Origin of the sequence: Bradyrhizobium sp. 2TAF24 (genome assembly GCF_052115025.1) — a bacterium.
Classification (GTDB): domain Bacteria; phylum Pseudomonadota; class Alphaproteobacteria; order Rhizobiales; family Xanthobacteraceae; genus Bradyrhizobium_A.
In genome coordinates this window covers 1-17,676 of sequence record NZ_JBFRFW010000003.1, presented here as the reverse complement: position 1 = coordinate 17,676, position 17,676 = coordinate 1, and the positions used below count along the sequence as shown (strand labels likewise).

At 69.4% G+C, this 17,676-nt stretch carries 11 protein-coding genes and 1 pseudogene; 7 read left to right on the top strand and 5 right to left on the bottom strand.

What is annotated here, in order from left to right; all coding sequences use genetic code 11:
* Positions 1-115: 115 nt before the first annotated feature.
* Both AB4Z37_RS06040 and AB4Z37_RS06035 read right to left on the bottom strand, forming a co-directional pair.
* A complete protein-coding gene (locus AB4Z37_RS06040) occupies positions 116-1,117 on the bottom strand; it encodes a helix-turn-helix domain-containing protein (RefSeq protein ID WP_441515798.1) in 1,002 nt (333 codons plus the stop codon).
* Between the two features lie 8 nt (positions 1,118-1,125).
* Positions 1,126-1,278 carry a hypothetical protein gene (locus AB4Z37_RS06035; RefSeq protein ID WP_441515797.1) on the bottom strand — a complete coding sequence of 51 codons (153 nt, stop codon included), beginning with the start codon at positions 1,276-1,278 and terminating at the stop codon, positions 1,126-1,128.
* Between the two features lie 144 nt (positions 1,279-1,422).
* On the opposite strand from AB4Z37_RS06035, the gene AB4Z37_RS06030 reads away from it, so the two are divergent.
* Positions 1,423-5,343, top strand: a complete 3,921-nt coding sequence (locus AB4Z37_RS06030; protein ID WP_441515796.1) for an autotransporter domain-containing protein — start codon at positions 1,423-1,425, stop codon at positions 5,341-5,343.
* Between the two features lie 285 nt (positions 5,344-5,628).
* Positions 5,629-9,291: an autotransporter domain-containing protein gene (locus AB4Z37_RS06025; protein ID WP_441515795.1), complete on the top strand. Its 3,663-nt coding sequence runs from the start codon at positions 5,629-5,631 to the stop codon at positions 9,289-9,291.
* A 21-nt stretch (positions 9,292-9,312) separates the two neighbouring features.
* Here AB4Z37_RS06025 and AB4Z37_RS06020 read toward each other — a convergent pair whose 3' ends face one another.
* Positions 9,313-10,278: a LysR family transcriptional regulator gene (locus tag AB4Z37_RS06020; RefSeq protein WP_441515794.1), complete on the bottom strand. Its 966-nt coding sequence runs from the start codon at positions 10,276-10,278 to the stop codon at positions 9,313-9,315.
* 80 nt (positions 10,279-10,358) lie between these two features.
* Here AB4Z37_RS06020 and AB4Z37_RS06015 point away from each other — a divergent pair, with 80 nt between their 5' ends.
* Together AB4Z37_RS06015 and AB4Z37_RS06010 are read left to right on the top strand one after the other, a co-directional pair.
* Positions 10,359-11,303, top strand: a complete 945-nt coding sequence (locus AB4Z37_RS06015) for an MBL fold metallo-hydrolase (protein WP_441515793.1) — start codon at positions 10,359-10,361, stop codon at positions 11,301-11,303.
* A complete protein-coding gene (locus AB4Z37_RS06010; RefSeq protein WP_441515792.1) occupies positions 11,300-12,295 on the top strand; it encodes an alpha/beta hydrolase in 996 nt (331 codons plus the stop codon). Before AB4Z37_RS06015 ends, AB4Z37_RS06010 begins: the two co-directional genes overlap by 4 nt.
* A gap of 16 nt (positions 12,296-12,311) precedes the next feature.
* Here the strand turns inward: AB4Z37_RS06010 and AB4Z37_RS06005 are convergent, their stop codons facing one another.
* Complete coding sequence (locus AB4Z37_RS06005; protein WP_441515791.1) at positions 12,312-12,641, bottom strand: autotransporter outer membrane beta-barrel domain-containing protein; 330 nt, start codon at positions 12,639-12,641, stop codon at positions 12,312-12,314.
* Between the two features lie 56 nt (positions 12,642-12,697).
* On the opposite strand from AB4Z37_RS06005, the gene AB4Z37_RS06000 reads away from it, so the two are divergent.
* Positions 12,698-12,868 carry a YbaK/EbsC family protein gene (locus tag AB4Z37_RS06000; protein WP_441515790.1) on the top strand — a complete coding sequence of 57 codons (171 nt, stop codon included), beginning with the start codon at positions 12,698-12,700 and terminating at the stop codon, positions 12,866-12,868.
* A 161-nt stretch (positions 12,869-13,029) separates the two neighbouring features.
* On the top strand, positions 13,030-13,728 hold the full coding sequence (locus AB4Z37_RS05995; protein ID WP_441515789.1) for a response regulator transcription factor: 699 nt from the start codon (positions 13,030-13,032) through the stop codon (positions 13,726-13,728).
* On the opposite strand, the gene AB4Z37_RS05990 is transcribed toward AB4Z37_RS05995, so the two are convergent.
* A complete protein-coding gene (locus AB4Z37_RS05990; protein ID WP_441515788.1) occupies positions 13,701-16,538 on the bottom strand; it encodes an ATP-binding protein in 2,838 nt (945 codons plus the stop codon). The two genes, AB4Z37_RS05995 and AB4Z37_RS05990, sit on opposite strands and share 28 nt — an antisense overlap.
* 275 nt (positions 16,539-16,813) lie before the next feature.
* Between AB4Z37_RS05990 and AB4Z37_RS05985 the strand changes: the two are divergent.
* Positions 16,814-17,676 (top strand): annotated as a pseudogene (locus AB4Z37_RS05985) (hypothetical protein); the annotation flags it as partial.

Below are 17,676 nucleotides of genomic sequence, written 5' to 3'. Positions count from 1 at the left end.
GCATGCCCGGCGGCGATGGTCGGTGACCCTCGACGACGCGCCGCGAAAATGCAAGGCCCTCCCGCATGACGCCTTCCCGGGCGATCGTGATCGGGCGGCGTCGCCGTGCCGGGGATCAGCGCCGCGTCAATTGGTGCAGCAAGTTGTCCGTGGTCGGTGCCGTGCCGGTGTCGCGCAGCCAGGCCTCGGCGCGTTTGCGCACTTCACCGGGCGTCAGACCGAATTTCTGGCGGAACGCGCGCACGAAGGTGGAATCGCTGCTGAACTGCAGGTCGACCGCGAGATCGATCAGGCGCCGGCCCTGTGCCGCCGGGGCGATCAGCAGCATCAGGGCGCGGTTGAGCCGCTGCTCCTGGATATAGTGCGCGAGGCCGCCATCGGCTTCGAACAGCCGATAAAGTGTGGCGCGGGAGATCTCAAAACGCTGGCACAGCTCCTGGACGGTGAGCGCAGGGGTTTCGAGATGGGCCGCGATATGGCGCTTGATCATCGCGAGATAGAGATGGCGCTCGGCCCCCTCGGCGCCGTGTTCGGTGTCGGCCGTGCAGCCCGCCGCGACAGCGATGATGTCGGCCATCGCGACGATCGTCGCCTCGGCGCCGCCGGCGTCGGGCTCGGGGCGCCACAGCGCGTCGAACTGGCTGGCGAGGAGGCGCGCATGAGGATGGCTCGCGGGCAGGAAGGCCATCGCCGAATCCGGGTGGGCAAGCCGCGGCGCCAGCAGCGCGCGCGGCAGGATCACCGACATCATCCGGGCACGGGCGCCGGTCGCGTCCCGCAGCACTGTCCGGTTCGGCACGGCCATGTCGACGAGGCCGATGTCGCCGGGGCGCAGCGTCAGCTCGCGCCGCCCGGCGCCGAACCACATCTCCCCCCGCAGGCACAGCACGATGTGATAGTGGTCGAGGCCGCCGCGCGCGATGTGGGCGGGGGTGCGGTCATACTCCAGCGCGGTCACGGACGAATCGACCAGCAGGGCGTTGCCTGTCATCCTCGTCACGGTGGTGACGCGGAAATCCTCCTCCGCGGTGAGCGGGATGACGTCGCAGATGTCCACCGTCGCTTCGCGCAACTGCCTGAGCGCGCCGGCGCCGCGCTCGGCGTCGTTAGCCACCATGCCGTCGTTCACAGGATGTTGCCCCACACCACCACCATCCCTGGCATGTAGCGATCCAGGAATCGCTGCGCAAGCGACGGCGGCGTGAAGCGTCCGGCGGACATGGCCATGGTGTGGGCGCCATGGGGCACCGCGCGGCTCGGGCTCGATCCGGGCCGCATCTGGTCTCCTGTGCCGTGGCTACATCACCGTTGGGGGAAATCGGCGCCTGAGACAGCAGGCACATTTTACCGACGGCCGGTTTGCTAAGGATGTGTCCCGACCCCTTCGCCGCCGTTCTGTTCAACTCCTGTCCGAGACGTTTCATGACCAACCGACTGGTTCTGCCTTTGTCTTCGGGCAGGGCGCTTGCGCCTGCCGCCGCTCATCACGCTGGATGGACCGTCGTCGCGTTCATCGTCTCGAGTCTCTTTGGCCTCGCGGCGGCGCATGCCCAATGCGCGGGCAATACCTGCACGGTCACGATCGCGAGCGATCCGGGGACAACGCCGAGCGGGACCACCGGCGCAGCCGGGACGCTGAGCTACGCACTCGCCTATGCCAATGCGCAGTCCTCGCCGGTGACCATCAACATCGCGACCAGCGTCACCCTGTCCGGCGCGCTGTCGCCGATCCTCAACTCGGTGACGATCAATGGCAACGGCAATACGATCAGCGGCAACGGCTCGCAGCGTATCTTTCTCGTCGGCGTCGACAGTGCAACCCAGACCAGCGCGGCCGTTGCCGGCTCGATCGTTGCGCAGACCCAGAACGTCGCCCTCAACAACCTGACCCTTGCCAATGCCGTTGCGCAAGGCGGTGCCGGCGGCGGTGGCGGCGGGGGTGGGATGGGTGCCGGTGGCGCGCTGTTCGTCAATCAATCAGGAAATGTGACCCTGTCCGGCGTCTCATTCAGCAGCAACAGCGCCATCGGCGGTGCCGGTGCCACGGGGACGAGCGGGGGTGGTGGCGGCCTCGGCGGAGCCGGGGGGGCGACAAACTCCAGTGGTCTCAATGGCGGTGGGGGCGGTGGCTTGTATGGTGCCGGAGGCGGCGGCTCCGGCAACGGCGCCGCGGGTGGTGGCGGCGTTTTCGGCTCCGGCGGCATCGGATATCCGGCCGGCGGCGGTGGCGGCGGATACACCGGCGCCGGCGGTAGCCTCACCGCCAATGGGCAGAACGGCGGCCTCGGCATCGGCGGTCTCGCCGCTCAGCGCGGTGGAAACGGCTATGGCACGACGGGCGGCGCCCAAGGCGGCGGTGGCGGTGGCAGCGGCCAGGATGCCTTCGGCTTCGGCGGCTCTGGCGGCGGTGGATTTGGTGGCCAGGCAGGCAACCCGACGCAAGGGGGGAACGGCGGGTTCGGCGGCGGTGGCGGCGGACCGAACGGGACCACGGCCGGTACTGCGGGCGGCTTCGGCGGGGGCGGCAGCGGTGCGGTTGGCTTTGTCACGGGAGGCAAGGGCGGCTTCGGCGGCGGCGGCGGCGGCATCGGCGGCAACGGATTTGGCGGCACCGGCGGAAATGGTGGATACGGCGGCGGAGGTGGCGCCGCCGGTTTCGGGTCTACAACGGGCGTGGGAGGCAATGGTGGCTTCGGCGCGGGCGGTGGCAGCGGTCCCATTGCAGGGCAGGCCGGATTTGGTGCCGGCAATGGCGGCTCGGCCGCGGGAGGCGGCGGCGGCGCCATGGGGGGCGCCGTCTTTGTCGCCAAGGGCGGCACGCTGACCATCAACGGCAGCGGCGGCGTCACGGGCAACACCGCGACGGGTGGTTCAGGCGCCAACACGGGCTCCGCCTTCGGCGCGGGCTTTTTCCTGCAGGGCTCGGCGCTGACGATCGGTGCCGGCAGCTACACGATCTCCGATGCCATCGCCGATCAAAATGGCTCGGGCGGCGCTGCCGCCGCGGATGGGCTCGGCGGCACCGGCGGGCAGAGCGCGCTCACCAAAAGCGGTAGCGGCACCCTGACGCTGTCGGGCGCCAACACCTATAGCGGCGGCACGACCATCAACGAAGGCAGTACCCTGGTCGTCGGCAACAACCAGGCGCTCGGCAGCGGCACGCTGGCGCTCAATGGCGGCGCCGCAGGCGTCACCGTGAACTTCAACGGCAGTTTTGTGATCGGCAACAGCATCGTCGCCACCGGAGATCCCACCTACAACGTGCTCACCGGCAGCACCACCAGCCTGACCGGCGTGCTGTCCGGCTCCGGCGACGTCGTCGTCAATGCCGCGGGCGGCTATGCCGGCACGCTGGTTCTCTCCGGCCTCAATACGTATCGCGGGCCGACCACGGTGATCGCGGGCACGCTGCAAGCCGGCTCGACCAGCGCCTTTGGCACCAACTCGGCGATGACCGTCGCCGGCGGCGCGGTGCTCGATCTCGCGGGCTTTTCCAATGCCGTCGGTTCGTTGACAGGCTCCGGCACCGTCGCCAACAGCGGCAGCGCTGCGATCCTCACCGCGGGAGGCGACAACACCTCGACGGTGTTCTCCGGCCTGATCCAGAACGGCGCCGGGACGACGGGGCTGACCAAGACGGGTAGCGGCGTGCTCGATCTCACCGGCGTCAACACCTACTCCGGCGCGACGACGGTCAGCGCGGGCATACTGCAGGTCGACGGATCGATCGCATCGTCGAGCCTGACGACGGTCGCGAGCGGGGCGGTGCTCAGCGGCAGCGGCTCCGTCGGCGCGACCACGATCGCCAGCGGCGGCATACTCGCGCCGGGCAACGGTTCCTCGGTCGCCACGCTCGCCGTTGGCGGCAATCTCGCGCTGCAATCCGGCGCGATCTACCTGGCGCTGCTCACGCCCGCGGCCGCTTCGCGGGTGGCGGTCACGGGCACCGCGACGATCAACGGCGCCACGCTGGGCGCAAGTTTTGCGACCGGAAGCTATGTCGCCAAGCGCTACACGATCCTGACCGCCACCGGGGGTGTCAGCGGCACGTTCGGAACGCTGGCGACATTGGGGACGCCGGCCAACTTCCGCCCGAGCCTCAGCTACGACGCCAACGACGTCTATCTCGACCTGTCGCTGAGGTTTGCGCTGCCATCCGGCCTCAACCGCAACCAGCAACAGGTCGCCGATGCGCTGACGGGATTTTTCAATGCCACGGGGGGCATTGCCGCGGTGTATGGCGCATTGACGCCGACGGGCCTGACGCAGGCCTCCGGCGAAACGGTTACCGGCGTGCAGCAGACGACTTTCAACGCCATGAACCAGTTTCTCGGTCTCCTGGGTGATCCCTTTGTCGATGGCCGCGGGACGGCTGGCGGCGCTCCGTTGTCGTTCGCCGACGACGCGATGGCGTATGCCGGCGCGAGACGCGGCGCGGCCGAGCGCGAAGCCCTGGGCATGATCACCAAGGCGCCGCCGCAGGATGGGCTGGCGTCGCGCTGGAATGTGTGGGCCGCCGGCTATGGCGGCACGCAGACCACCGACGGCAACGGCGCCGTGGGATCGAACACCGCCACCAGCCGGGTGTTCGGCACCGCGGTCGGCGCCGACTATCGCTTCGCACCCAATACCGTTGCGGGTTTCGCGCTCGCCGGTGGCGGCACCAGCTTCAGTGTGGCCAATGGCGGCACCGGCCGCTCCGACCTGTTTCAGGCCGGCGCATTCGTGCGTCACACGATGGGCGCGGCCTATCTGTCCGGCGCATTGGCGTACGGCTGGCAGGACGTCACCACCAATCGCACGGTTACGGCTGCAGGCGCCGATCAGCTGCAGGGACGCTTCAACGCCGACACCTATGCGGGGCGGATCGAGGGCGGCTACCGCGTCGTGATGCCATGGCTTGGCGGCGTCGGCCTGACGCCCTATGTCGCCGGCCAGTTCACCACCATCGATCTGCCGGCCTCCGCTGAACGTGTGATCGCGGGCAGCAACGCGTTCGCACTGAACTATAATGGGCGCAGCGTCACCGACACCCGCAGCGAGCTCGGTCTCCGCACTGACAGGTCGTTCGCGCTGGGTGATGCGATCCTGACGCTGCGCGGCCGCGCCGCGTGGGTGCACGACTTCAATCCGGACCGCGCGGTTGCCGCGACCTTCCAGGCGCTGCCGGGCGCCTCGTTCGTGGTCAACGGCGCGGCGCAGGCGCGCGAAGTGGCGCTCACCACCGCATCGGCGGAGATGACCTGGCGCAACGGCTGGTCGCTGAGCGCGACCTTCGACGGCGAGTTCTCGAACGTCAGCCGCAGCTACGCCGGCAAGGGCGTCGTGCGCTACGCGTGGTGATGCGCGTCGATCACGCCGTCAGCCTGCGGTCGCGCCGCTGCCCGCCCGGCAGGTCGCGGGTCGCCAGAACCGTGCGCACCGCGTCGCGCAGTCAGGCGGAAATCGGGCGCGGTCATGATGGGCTCGATCCGGGCCGCATCTGGTCCCGTGTGCCGTGGCTGCATCACTCTCCGGGGGAAATCGACGCCTGAGACAATAGGCACATTTTACCGCTGACCGGTTTGCTATGGGCGTGGTCCGATCCCTTTGCCGCCGCTCCTGTTCGACTTCCATTCGAGACGTTTCATGACCAACCGACTGGTTCTGCCTTTGTCCCCGTCTCGCGCCCGGCGGCATTTTCTTGGGAGCTCGGCGCTGGCCGGCGTCGCCATGCTCGGAACGGCATTGGCTGTGCCCGGCGAGGCCGATGCGGCCACGCTGGTGGTGACCTCTACCGCCGACAGCGGCAATGGGAGCCTGCGGGCGGCGATCACCGCGGCGGCAAGCGGCGACACCATCGTGTTTCAGGTCGGCGGCACCGTCACGCTGGCAAGCGAGCTGCCGCTCATCACCAAGAACCTGACCATCGACGGCAACGGCAATAACCCGGTGATCAGCGGCGGTGGCAGCTACCGGCCGTTCTTCATCGGCGATGCCGGCACCACCGGCACGACCTACACGGTCACGCTGGCGAATCTTTCGGTGTCCGGCAGCAAGGCCCAGGGCGGCAGCGGCATCGACGGCGGCGGCGGCGGCGCCGGGCTCGGCGGCGCGGTGTTCGTGTCCAGCAACGGCGCGCTGACGCTGAGCAATGTCAGCTTCAGCGGCAACCAGGCGAGCGGTGGCCAGGGAGGCTCATTCGTCAATAACCTCGCTGGCGGCGGCGGCGGTATGGGCGGTAATGGCGGAAGCACCAACGCGAGTTACGGCAACGGCGGTGGTGGTCTCGCCGTCGGCAGCAACAGCACGTCCGGCCAGGGCACGAACGGTGGTGGGACCAATGGTGGCGCCGGCAGCGGCGGCTCGTCGTTCGGCGCCGTGGTCGGCGGCAGTGGCGGATTGGGCGGCGGCGGCGGCGGCGCGGGCAGCATCGATGCTAGTACGGCGGTCGCAGGTCGGGGCGGTTTCGGTGGCGGCGGTGGCGGCGCGGGGGCCCACTCGGGCGCGGCGGCGGGGGGCGGCGGGTATGGCGGCGGTGGCGGGGCAGCCAGTGCCGCAAGCGGGCAGCCGGCGACCGGTGGGCACGGTGGCTTCGGCGGCGGCGGCGGCTCCGGCTACAACTCGGGCTCCGTGGTCGCGGGACAAGGTGGCTTCGGCGGCGGCACGGCACATGCGAACTCCGGCCAGCCGCTGGATGGCGGTGGCGGCGGCCTCGGTGCCGGCGGCGCGGTCTATGTCCAGGCCGGCGGCACGGTCAGCATCAGCGGCGCGCTCGGCGTCAACGGCAATGGCGTTGCGGGCGGCGCCGGCGGCGGCACCGGAGGTGGTGCGGGCAGCGCCTTGGGTTCGGGCATCTTCTTTCAGGGCGCGAGCGGCACGACTGGCGTCCTCGGTCTTGGCGCCGGCAACCAGTCGATTGCCGACGGCATCGCCGATTATATCGGTTCGGGTGGCACCAATCCCACTGGCGGCACCGACGTCACCAACCAGGGCGGCCGCGTCGCGCTCGTCAAGAGCGGTGGTGGCACCCTGACGCTGTCGGGGGCCAGCACCTACAGCGGCGGCACCACCATCAATGAGGGCAACACCCTCGCCGTCGGCAGTGGCCAGGCACTTGGCAGCGGCACACTGACGCTCAACGGCGGCACGTCCGGCGTCACCGTGAACTTCAACGGCAGCTTCACCATCGGCAACGCCATCGTCGCGACCGGCGACCCGACCTATAACGTGCTGACCGGCAGCACGACGACCCTGACAGGCGCGCTGTCCGGCGCCGGTGACGTCGTCGTCAACACCGCGGGTGGTTATGCCGGCACGCTTGTTCTCGCGGGTGTGAACACCTACAGCGGTCCGACCACGGTCACCACCGGCACGCTGCAGGCCGGCTCGACCAGCGCCTTCGGCAACAATTCGGCTGTGACGATCGCCGGCGGCGCCGTGCTCGATCTCGGCGGCTTCTCCAACGCCATCGGCTCGCTGACAGGCAACGGCACTGTGACCAACAGTGGCAGCGGCGCGACGCTGACCGTCGGTGGCGGCAGCGCGACGTCGACGGTCTTCGCTGGCGTGATCCAGGACGGTGCCGGGGCAACCGCGCTGACCAAGACCGGCAGCGGTGTGCTGGGTCTCACCGGCATCAACACTTACACGGGCGCGACCACCGTGAGCAGCGGCATGCTGCAGGTCAATGGCATGATCGCGTCGAGCCCGGTCACGGTTTTGAATGGCGCCGCGCTCAGCGGCAGCGGCACCGTCGGGGCGACCACAGTCGCCAGCGGCGGCGTGTTCGTGCCCGGCAATGGCACCGCAGGGTCGTCGATCGCGGTCAGCGGCAACCTCGCCCTGCAGTCCGGTGCCCTCTATTTTGTCCAGGTCAGTCCTGCGACATCATCTTCTGCCGCTGTTGCCGGCACTGCGACCATCAGTGGCGCGACAGCGGGGGCGAACTTCGCCGCCGGCAGCTATATCGCCAGGCGCTACACCATCCTCACTGCCACCGGCGGTGTCAGCGGCGCGTTCGGCTCGCTGGTGCTGAGCGGTGCGCCGGCGGGCAACCTCAGCGCCAGCCTGAGCTACGACGCCCGCGACGTCTACCTCGACCTCACCTTGAGCTTCTCGCTGCCGTCGGGCCTCAACGGCAACCAGCAGCGGGTCGCCAATGCGCTGACGACCTTCTTCAACACCACGGGCGGCATTGCCGCGGTGTATGGCGCGCTGACGCCGGCCGGCCTGACACAGGCCTCGGGCGAAGCCGCCACCGGCGTGCAGCAGACGACGTTCAATGCCATGAACCAGTTCCTCGGCGTGCTCAGCGATCCCTTCGCCGATGGCCGCGGATCACCCGGCGCGCTGCCGTTCGCGGATGACGCGATGGCTTATGCCGCCGGCGGCCGGCGCGGCGTCGCCGAGCGCGAAGCCCTGGGCATGATCACCAAGGCGCCGCCGCGCGACGCCTATGATCCGCGCTGGAACGTGTGGGCCGCAGGCTATGGCGGCACGCAGACCACCGACGGCAACGGCGCGGCGGGATCGAACACCGCGACCAGCCGCGTGTTCGGCTCGGCCGTCGGGGCGGACTATCGCTTGTCGCCGGACACGCTGGCGGGTTTCGCGCTCGCCGGCGGCGGCACCAGCTTCAGCGTCGCCAATGGCGGCTCCGGCCGCTCCGACCTGTTCCAGGCCGGCGCCTTCGTGCGCCACACCGTCGGCGCGGCGTATCTCAGCGGCGCGCTGGCCTATGGCTGGCAGGACATCACCACCAACCGCACCGTCACGGCTGCCGGGGCCGATCAGCTGCAGGCGCGCTTCAACGCCAACGCCTATGCGGGACGTCTCGAGGGCGGCTATCGCGTCGCGACGCCGTGGCTTGGCGGCGTCGGCCTCACGCCCTATGCCGCCGGCCAGTTCACCGTGTTCGACCTGCCGGCCACTGCGGAACGCACGCTCGCCGGCAGCACCGCGTTCGCGCTGAGCTATAACTCCCGCAGCGTCACCGACAGCCGCAGCGAGCTCGGCGTTCGCGCCGACAAGTCGTTCGCGCTGGGCGATACGCTTGTCACGCTGCGCGGCCGTGCCGCCTGGGCGCACGACTTCAATCCGGACCGTGCGATCGCGGCGACCTTCCAGGCGCTGCCGGGCGCCTCGTTCGTGGTCAACGGCGCGGCGCAGGCGCGCGAAGTGGCGCTCACCACCGCGGCGGCGGAAGTGACCTGGCGCAACGGCTGGTCCGCGAGCGCGACCTTCGAAGGCGAGTTCTCGAACGTCAGTCGCAGCTATGCCGGCAAGGGCGTCGTGCGCTACGCGTGGTGACACGCCTCGCGCGCGGCGCGATCACGCCGTCAACCGGCGATCGCGCCGCTGTCCGCCCGGCAGGTCGCGGGTCGCCAGAACCGTGCGCACCGCGTCGCGCAGCCAGGCGGACGCCGGGTCGCGATCGTTGCGCGCCGACCACACCATCGCGACGGCGGGGACGCGCAGGTCGAGTGGCACCGCGGCCACCGTCAGGGCGAACCGCGGCGCATAGCGGCGGGCGATGCGGGCCGGCAGCGTCGCCAGGACCGGCCCTTCGGCCGCCGCGGCCAGCACGGTGAGAAAATCGGACGCCGCCAGCACGACATTGAGCTCGCGGCCGATGCGGGCCAGCGCCTCGGACAGGCAGCCCTGGATGTCGTCCTTCAGCGTCATCAGCGCATGCGGCCGCGTCACATAGGTCTCTTCGCTGATCGGCTGCTTGAGCTTGATCAGCGCCGGGTTGAAGCAGCACGCCAGGGTCTGCTCGAACAACTGGACGCCGCGATGGCGCTCGAGGCCGAAGTCGAAGCAGCCGATGGCGAGGTCGAGTTCCGCCGTATCCAGCATCGTGTGCACATCGCTGCGCGACGTCTGGCGTGTCAGCAGGCGAATCCCCGGCGCGTGCCGGCGCAGATGCGCGGTCAATCCTGGCATCAGCAGAACCTCGAGCTCCGATGAGAAGCCGAGGCGGAAGATGCGCTCTTCCTTCAGGGGATCGAAAGCGGCCTGCGGCGTCAGGGCGCCCTGGATCTGCACCAGAAGCTCGCGCAGGCGTGGCGCCAGTACCAGTGCCCGCGCGGTCGGCTGCATGGTGGTGCCGATGCGCACCAGAATCTGATCGTCGAGCAGCAGCCTGAGCGCAGACAGCGCATGGCTCATCGCCGGCTGGCCGAGCCGCAGCCGCTGCGCGGCCTTCGTGACGCTGCGCTCGGTGATCAGCGCGTCGAACGCCACCAGCAGGTTGAGGTCGAATGACCTGAGATTGAAATGGTCGATGGAGCGCATCGGGCAGATCGATTTGTGTAATGAATGGGAGGACACTAGCTTCCCTGCCATCCCACGGCAACCGTCATGGAGGCACGCTGATGGCAGACCAGTTTCGGGTCGGCGACGCGCTCGTCACCCGTATTCTCGAACTGCGCTGGACCGACACCGATCCGGCCATTCTCTATCCCGATCTCGATAGCGCAGCGTTGCGTGACCACGGCTCGTTGCTGTCGCCGGGCTCGTACAATCCTGCCACCGGGCGGCTGGAGCAGGGCACGCATTCCTGGCTGGTCCGCCATGCCGGCCTGACCATTCTCATCGACACCGCGACGGGCAACGGCAAATCGCTCCCCGCCGCTCCCAAGCTCCACAATCTACAGACGCCCTACCTGCAGCACCTGAAGGATGCGGGCGTTGCGCCCGAGCAGGTCGATCTCGTGCTCATCAGCCATGTTCATGCCGATCATGTCGGCTGGAACACGCATTTGCACGATGGCGCCTGGGTGCCGACGTTTCGCAACGCGCGGCATATCTATTCGGCGATCGAAGCCCGCTATGCCGCGAGCTGCGATGGGCAGACGCCGGCGCCGGATCTGCCGCCGGCCGCGTTGGGGCCGCCCGACCACAAGCCGCTGGCGCGCGTCTACAGGGACAGCATGTTGCCGGTGCTCGAGGCTGGTCTTGGTCAAGCGATCACCGTCGACGGCTCGGAGGTCGCCGAGGGGCTGTCGTTCCACCCGACCCCTGGCCACAGCATCGATCACGCCTCGATCCGGCTGCGCTCCAGGGGCGAGGAGGCGTGGTTCATGGGCGACGTCATGCATCATCCGCTGCAGGTCTATCGTCCCGATCTGCGCTCGGTGTACTGCGAGTTCATCGTGCCGGCCGAGCGCTCGCGGCGCTGGATGCTCGAGCAGGCCGCCGCCAGCGGCAGCCTGTGCTTCTCCTCTCATTTCGCGGAAACCGCTGCCGGTTACGTGCGCCGCCGTGACGGCGGCTTCGCCTGGCAGTTCGCCTCACCGATCGCGGGTACGAACCGATGACACGGATCAGCACCGAGAATTATCTCATTCCCGGCGATGAGCCGGGCATCGCGCTGCATATTCGCCGCAAGCATCGCGCCGACAGGGCGCCGTTCACGCCGGCCAGCACCGTCCTCCTGATGCATGGCGCGACGCTGCCGGCGGAAAGCCTGTACGACGTCGCGGTCGGGCAGGGGGCCTTCATGGACGTCCTCGCCGAAGCCGGCTTCGACGTCTATGCGCTCAACGTCCGCGGCTTCGGCGCCTCGACACGGCCGGCGGGCATGCTCGGCGCGCCGGACGCAGCACCGCCGCAGGTGCGCACGGAGGCCGCCGTGCGCGATCTCGGCAGCGCGATCGATCACATCCTGGCGGCGCGCGGTCTGTCGCGCCTGTCGCTCATCGGCATGTCATGGGGCGGCACCGTGTCGGGGGCCTACACCGCCGCGCACAACGACCGCATCGAGAAGCTGATGCTGATCGCGCCGCAATGGCTGAGCGACGGACCGCCGCGGATCGATCCGGGCGGGGTGCTGCAGGCCTATCGCCGCTTCGATGTGCGGGCGTTTCGCCAGCGCTGGCTCGAAGGCGTGCCGGCGCACCGGCGCGACGAGATCCTGCCCCCAGAGTGGTTCGCGCGCTGGGCCGAGGTCATGATCGCCAGCGACAGCGGCGCGCAGGATGGCATCGTGCGCGCGCCGGCGGGGGTGATCCAGGATGTCCGCGAGTATTGGGCCGTCGGCCGGCCGTTCTACGATCCCGGCGCCATCACCGTTCCCGTGCTGCTGGTCCATGCGGAGTGGGACCTCGATGTCCCGCTGCCGCGCATGCAGGCGCTGTTCCAGCGCCTGAACAACAGCGCCTATCGGCGCTGGCTCGAGATCGGCGAGGGCACCCACATGGTGGTGATGGAAAAGAACCGCTGGCAGGTGCTGGATGCCGTCGTCGGCTTTCTCACATCGGCTGGAGCGCCGCGCGAACGCGCGGCGGCATCCTCGGACGTTGAGACGTGACAGGCCGCGGCCGGGCTCAGAACCGCCAGTCCAGCCGCGCCTTGACGCCGTTGTCCTGCGCGTGGGACGCAAGCTGCCCGGTGTAGGAAATGCCGACGGTGGCATTGAGGGCGATGGCGAGATCGAGCCCGGCAGCGATCGTCGCCGCGTCGCGCGCGATCGGGACGCCCGCGACGGTGAACGGCGTGCCGCCGGCGAAGGCCATCACCGCAACCGGGGTCACGTCGCCGAACGCATGCCGCCAGCCGAGCGTGCCGCGCGCCGTAGCGTTGAGGTTGCCGAGGGCGAAGTCGCCGGAGGTCCGCAGCCCCAGCGTGGTGAAGGTCGTCGCCGTCGTGCCGCTCATCACCGACAGCGCGGGAGCAGATCGAAGCGCTGTCTCACGACTGCGAGCGAGGCGCCGTGCCGGCGCTCGGGGCGGCCTACGGGTTGAAAGTCATCGTCGACGACAGCCTGGCAAACGAGCCGGAGATCTATTTCGAGGGAGGCGACCACGCCAGCCTGGTCCATGTCGCCGGCAGTACGTTTCAGGAACTGCTGGCAGATGCCCGGCATGCGCGGTTCACCGAATGAGGTGTTGCTCGCGACTGGCAACTGAAGGTTGCGGATCGGACGCGCCCTGACGAGATGCCAGCCTGCCCTGCACATTTTCCGGGTGCCTGATCCCGGCGCAATGGACTAAGGGTCGGACTGGGACAATTTGTCGATTCGACAAGGGGCTGGATCACGCGACCATGGCAGAGCGGCGTCCATCGGTCCTCCTGGTGGAGGACGAGGTCTTTGTACAGACGCTTCTGGCGGCTTACCTGGAGAAGGAAGGCGTTACCGTGACGGTAGCGTCGACCGCAGCGGAGATGCGCGCGGCGTTGCGGCTGCCCGGGCAGCCGGTCGACGCCATCGCGCTCGATCTCGGCCTGCCGGACGAGGAAGGGCTCGCGCTTGTGCGACAATTGCGCACACGTCTGGACGTGCCGATCTGCATCACCACACGGGATGATTCCGCCGCCAGCCGCGCGGTTGCGGCGGAACTCGGTGTCGACGACTATTTGGTGAAGCCGTTCCATCCGCAGCAGCTGACTGCCAGCCTGCTGGAGCTGCTCGGCCGTCCCGGCGAAGGCGGCGGCGCGATCCGGTTCGAGGGATGGTCATTCGATGCCGCCGCGCGTGTCCTGACCGATCCGGATGGACAGCCGGTGTCGTTGACGCCGTCCGAATTCGATGTGCTGGCGGCGCTGATCGCTGCCGCCGGCCGGACGGTCTCGCGCGCCCATCTGCTTGACGCGATCGCTTCGGAAGGGGATGCCGGGCCGTCACGGGTGGTCGATGTCATCGTCAGCACCTTGCGGCGCAAGCTCGGCGATGCGGCGCGCGCGCCCCGCCTGATCGTGACCGTGCCCGGCGTGGGCTACCGGTTCTGCGCCAGTTCCGCATAGACACGCCGCAGGTCCTGCGCCGATCGCCGGGCCAGCGCGAGCGTCGCGTCCGCATCGCTGTCGATGCCGTCCACGAGCGAACCGGCGAGGCGTTCCTCGAGCGCGGCGGCGGCGAGGCCGAGCGTCGTCAGTCCGGCGAGCCCCGCTGATCCTGCCAGACGGTGTGCGGCATGACGCGCGGCCAGCCGGTCGCCACGCCGCAGCGACAGGTCGATGTCGGCCGCTCCCCGCTCGACGGACGAGAGCGCCTGCTCGACCAGCTGGCCGGTGGCCTCCGCACCGAACTCGCGTTGCAGTTCGAGGAGGAAGTCGTGCGCGTTCGCGACGGACGCGGTCGTGTCCGGCGTTCGGCCGGCGCAGACCGCGTCGATGGTCCGCCGCAGATTTTGCGGCATCACCGGCTTGGATAGATAGCCGTCCATCCCCGCCGCCAGACAGCGTTCGATCACGCCCGCCGAGACGTTGGCGGTGACCGCGACGGTCGGCAGCGTCTTGCGCATGTCGGGCAGGGCGCGGATGGTGCGCACGAGATCGGTTCCGGTCATGTCCGGCAGTTGCAGGTCGGTCAGGATCACGTCAACCGGATGGATCGCCAGCCGTGTCAGCGCGCCGGCGCCGTCGGCGGCTTCGACGACCTGATGCCCCATTGCCCGGAGCAGGCCTGCGAGCACGAAACGGTTGCTCTCGTCGTCGTCGACGACGAGGAGGCGGCGCGGGGTCGGGGCGTCGTCGTCCGGGCGTGTCGGGGCGGCGATGTCGTTCGGATCGGCCGCCGGCAGCGGCAGGCGGACATGAAACGTGCTGCCATGCCCGACCTTGCTCTCCGCCGTGATGGTGCCGCCCATCGCCTCGGTCAGGCGCCGGCAGATCGCAAGGCCGAGGCCCGTGCCGCCGAAGCGCTTGGCAACCGACGTGTCCGCCTGCACGAACGGCTCGAACAGCGTGTAGAGCTTGCTCGCCGCGATGCCGATGCCCGTGTCGGTCACCGTCAGCCCGATGGTGTCGCCCCGATCCGGATCCGGCGCCGCGACGAGGCGGACCTCGCCGACATCCGTGAACTTGATTGCATTGCTGACGAGATTCAGCAGGATCTGCCGCAACCGGTCGGCGTCGCCCGTCACGGCGGCCGGCAGCGCCGCATCGACGACGACGACGAGTGCGATGCCGTTCTGGGCCGCCCGCAGACCCATGATCGTCTCGACGTCGGCGAGCAGCGCTCGCAGGTCGAATGGCGCATGGTCGGTGTCGAACTGGCTATTGCTGATCCGCGCGAAGTCGAGAATGTCGCCGATGGTCGCGAGCATCGCCGCACCGGTGCGCTCGGCGACATCGACGGTGGTGCGCACGCGGTCGTCCAGCGGCATCGACTTGAGAAGGTGGATGGCGCCGAGCATGCCGTTCATCGGCGTGCGGATCTCGTGGCTCATCACGGCGAGGAAATCCGACTTGGCGCGGTTGGCGTCGTCGGCGGCGAGCAGCGCGGACTGTAGCTCGCGCGTGCGCTCGTCGACCGCGTGCTGCAGGCGCTCGCGTTCGTGCTCCTTGTGGTCGAGCAGTTCGCGCTGCGCCCGTTCCCGCTCATGCTGCATCTCCTTGGAGCGGACGGCCGTCACCAGGATCAGCAGCAGAATGACGGTGAGATTGTTCCAGGCGATCTCGGATCCGACCGACCATGATGCCGGCCAGGCGCCGAGGATGTGGCCGAGATACAGGAAGAAGCGCAGCGTCGCCGGGCCGCTCGCCAGCAGCACCAGGCGGGCATTGCCGAGCCCGCGTCGCCAGCAGTCCAGCAGCGCGACGATCCAGACCACCTCATAGAGGACCTCGAGGCTCGTCAGGCTGGCGGCGGCGGTGCGGTAGTCGCCGAGCGCGGCATAGACGGCGCCCGCCAGCAGGATGCAGCTGTAGGCGCCGAGCGTCACGCGCCACAGCGCGATGCGGTACATGCCGCTGAACAGGATGCCCATCGTGCACAGCAGCACATGGGCGACGGCGCCCATCACGCCAGGTGTGCGCAGCACGATCTCGCCGCCATCGGTCAGGATGTAGCGGTACAGCAGCCCCTGGAAGGCGAGATCGTAGACGATCTCGGCGAACGCGCCGCCACCAAGCGTCAGGAAGACCAGGTCGCGCCGGATCAGGCCCATCAGCAGGGTGAAGATCGCCATGGTGGCCATCGATCCGACGAACAGGATCTCGATCAGCGCGTCGGGGGTCTCCGCCTCCTGAAACGCGGCCGGCGTCCACAGGTCGACGTCGATGCTGACCGACGAGCGGCTCTGCACCCGCACTGCGACCACGATGCGCTCGCCCGGCGCCAGCGTCACCGGAAAGACGGAGCGGGCCGCGCGGACCGGGCGGCTCTGGAGCGGCACCCGGTTGCCGCCCTGCAGCGTTTCGGAGGGGACGGTTGCGCCCGCCGCAAAGCGGTAATAGCGCACGTCCTCCAGGCGCGGGGCGCCGACCGCCAGCCAGCGCGTCACCGGCAGGCGGCTGTTGTTCTCGAAGGTGCCGCGCAGCCAGAACGCCGAGCGGGAATAGCCGCGCGCCAGCGCTGTCGCGGTCACAGCGCTCCATCCCGGCTGGGCGAGCGCTTCGATGGCCGACAGCTGGCCAGCGCGATCCTCGAGCAGCGTCAGGGATTGAAACAGCGCGTGATGGTCTGCGATGCGCGCCAGATCGATGCTGTCGCCGTCAGCTGCGGCAACGCGGCCCGGCCACGTGAGGCCCGCGAGAAACGCCGCCAGCACGAGCATCAGGATGACGACACCCCGCGTGTGGCAGCGGTGTGCGTCAGGACGAGCGATCAAGGTCACAATGGATGGGCTGCCGGTCGGATGGGGAGGATGCGAATTCCGCTGCTCTAGCCCAAACCCGCCCCGAGATGAAGGCGCAGCATCCGTGCGCAGTCGCGGCTTGCGCGACCCGCTCGCAGGGCGCGGTTGGCGTCGGCGTGCCCCCGCCGCCTTTTACATGCACTTACAACGCGCAGGCGCATTGGAACGCAATTCTGGCGTGAAGGCAGGTAAACCGGACCTGATCAAATTTCTGTCCTTTTGAGTGAAATTGGAGCGGCCTGCTCGCCATGCACAACATCTCCCGGACCTCCCGACATCACACGCGCGCCACCCGGTTGCATGTCGCCATGGCGCGGCGGCGGGCGCTGCTCGGATCGACCGCGCTGGTCGGCCTGCTCGCGCTGGCGCTCGAAGCTGGACCTGCGTTCGCGGGCGGCGCCGGCGGCGACAGCGGCGCGGTGTACCAGACCAGCGCGGGTAACCCGGGCCAGGCGGGCAATGCAAACGGCCAGGGTGGCGCTGGCGCCAATGGTGACTTCGGTGGCGGCGGGGGCGGCGGTCTCGCCAATTCGACAAACGGCACCGTCGACAACCCCGGAGTGTCGAGGGGGGGGAGCGGCGGCAACGGCGGCACCGGGACCAGCACCGGCACCGGCGGCGGCGGTGGCGGCGGCGGCGACGCCTGGCTGATCACGGGAGGAAGCCTCACCAACTTCGGTTCGATCTTCGGCGGCGCCGGTGGCGCTGGCGGCTCGGGCAACATCGATGTGACCCATATGGGCAACACCGCTTCGTCGGGCAGCGGCAGCGGCGGCGGTGGCGGCGCGGGCGTTATCGGCAGCGGCGGCACCGTCATCAACTATGGCTTGATCGCCGGCGGCAACGGTGGCGATGGCAGCGTCTACTATCTCTCCAGCGCAGGCGGCGGCGGCGGGGCCGGTATCTTTGGTTCGGGTCTCACCATCGTGAACAACGGGACGATCAATGGCGGCTGGGGCGGTGCCGGCACGGCGAATGCCAGCGATCCCACCCGTGGCGGTGCCGGCAGCGGCGGTGCGGCTGGCGGTCTCGCCGGCTCTCCCGGCCCCACGCGTCTCAGGGACAGCGCCGGTGCGGGCGGCGCTGCCATCATCGGCAGCAACCTCAACCT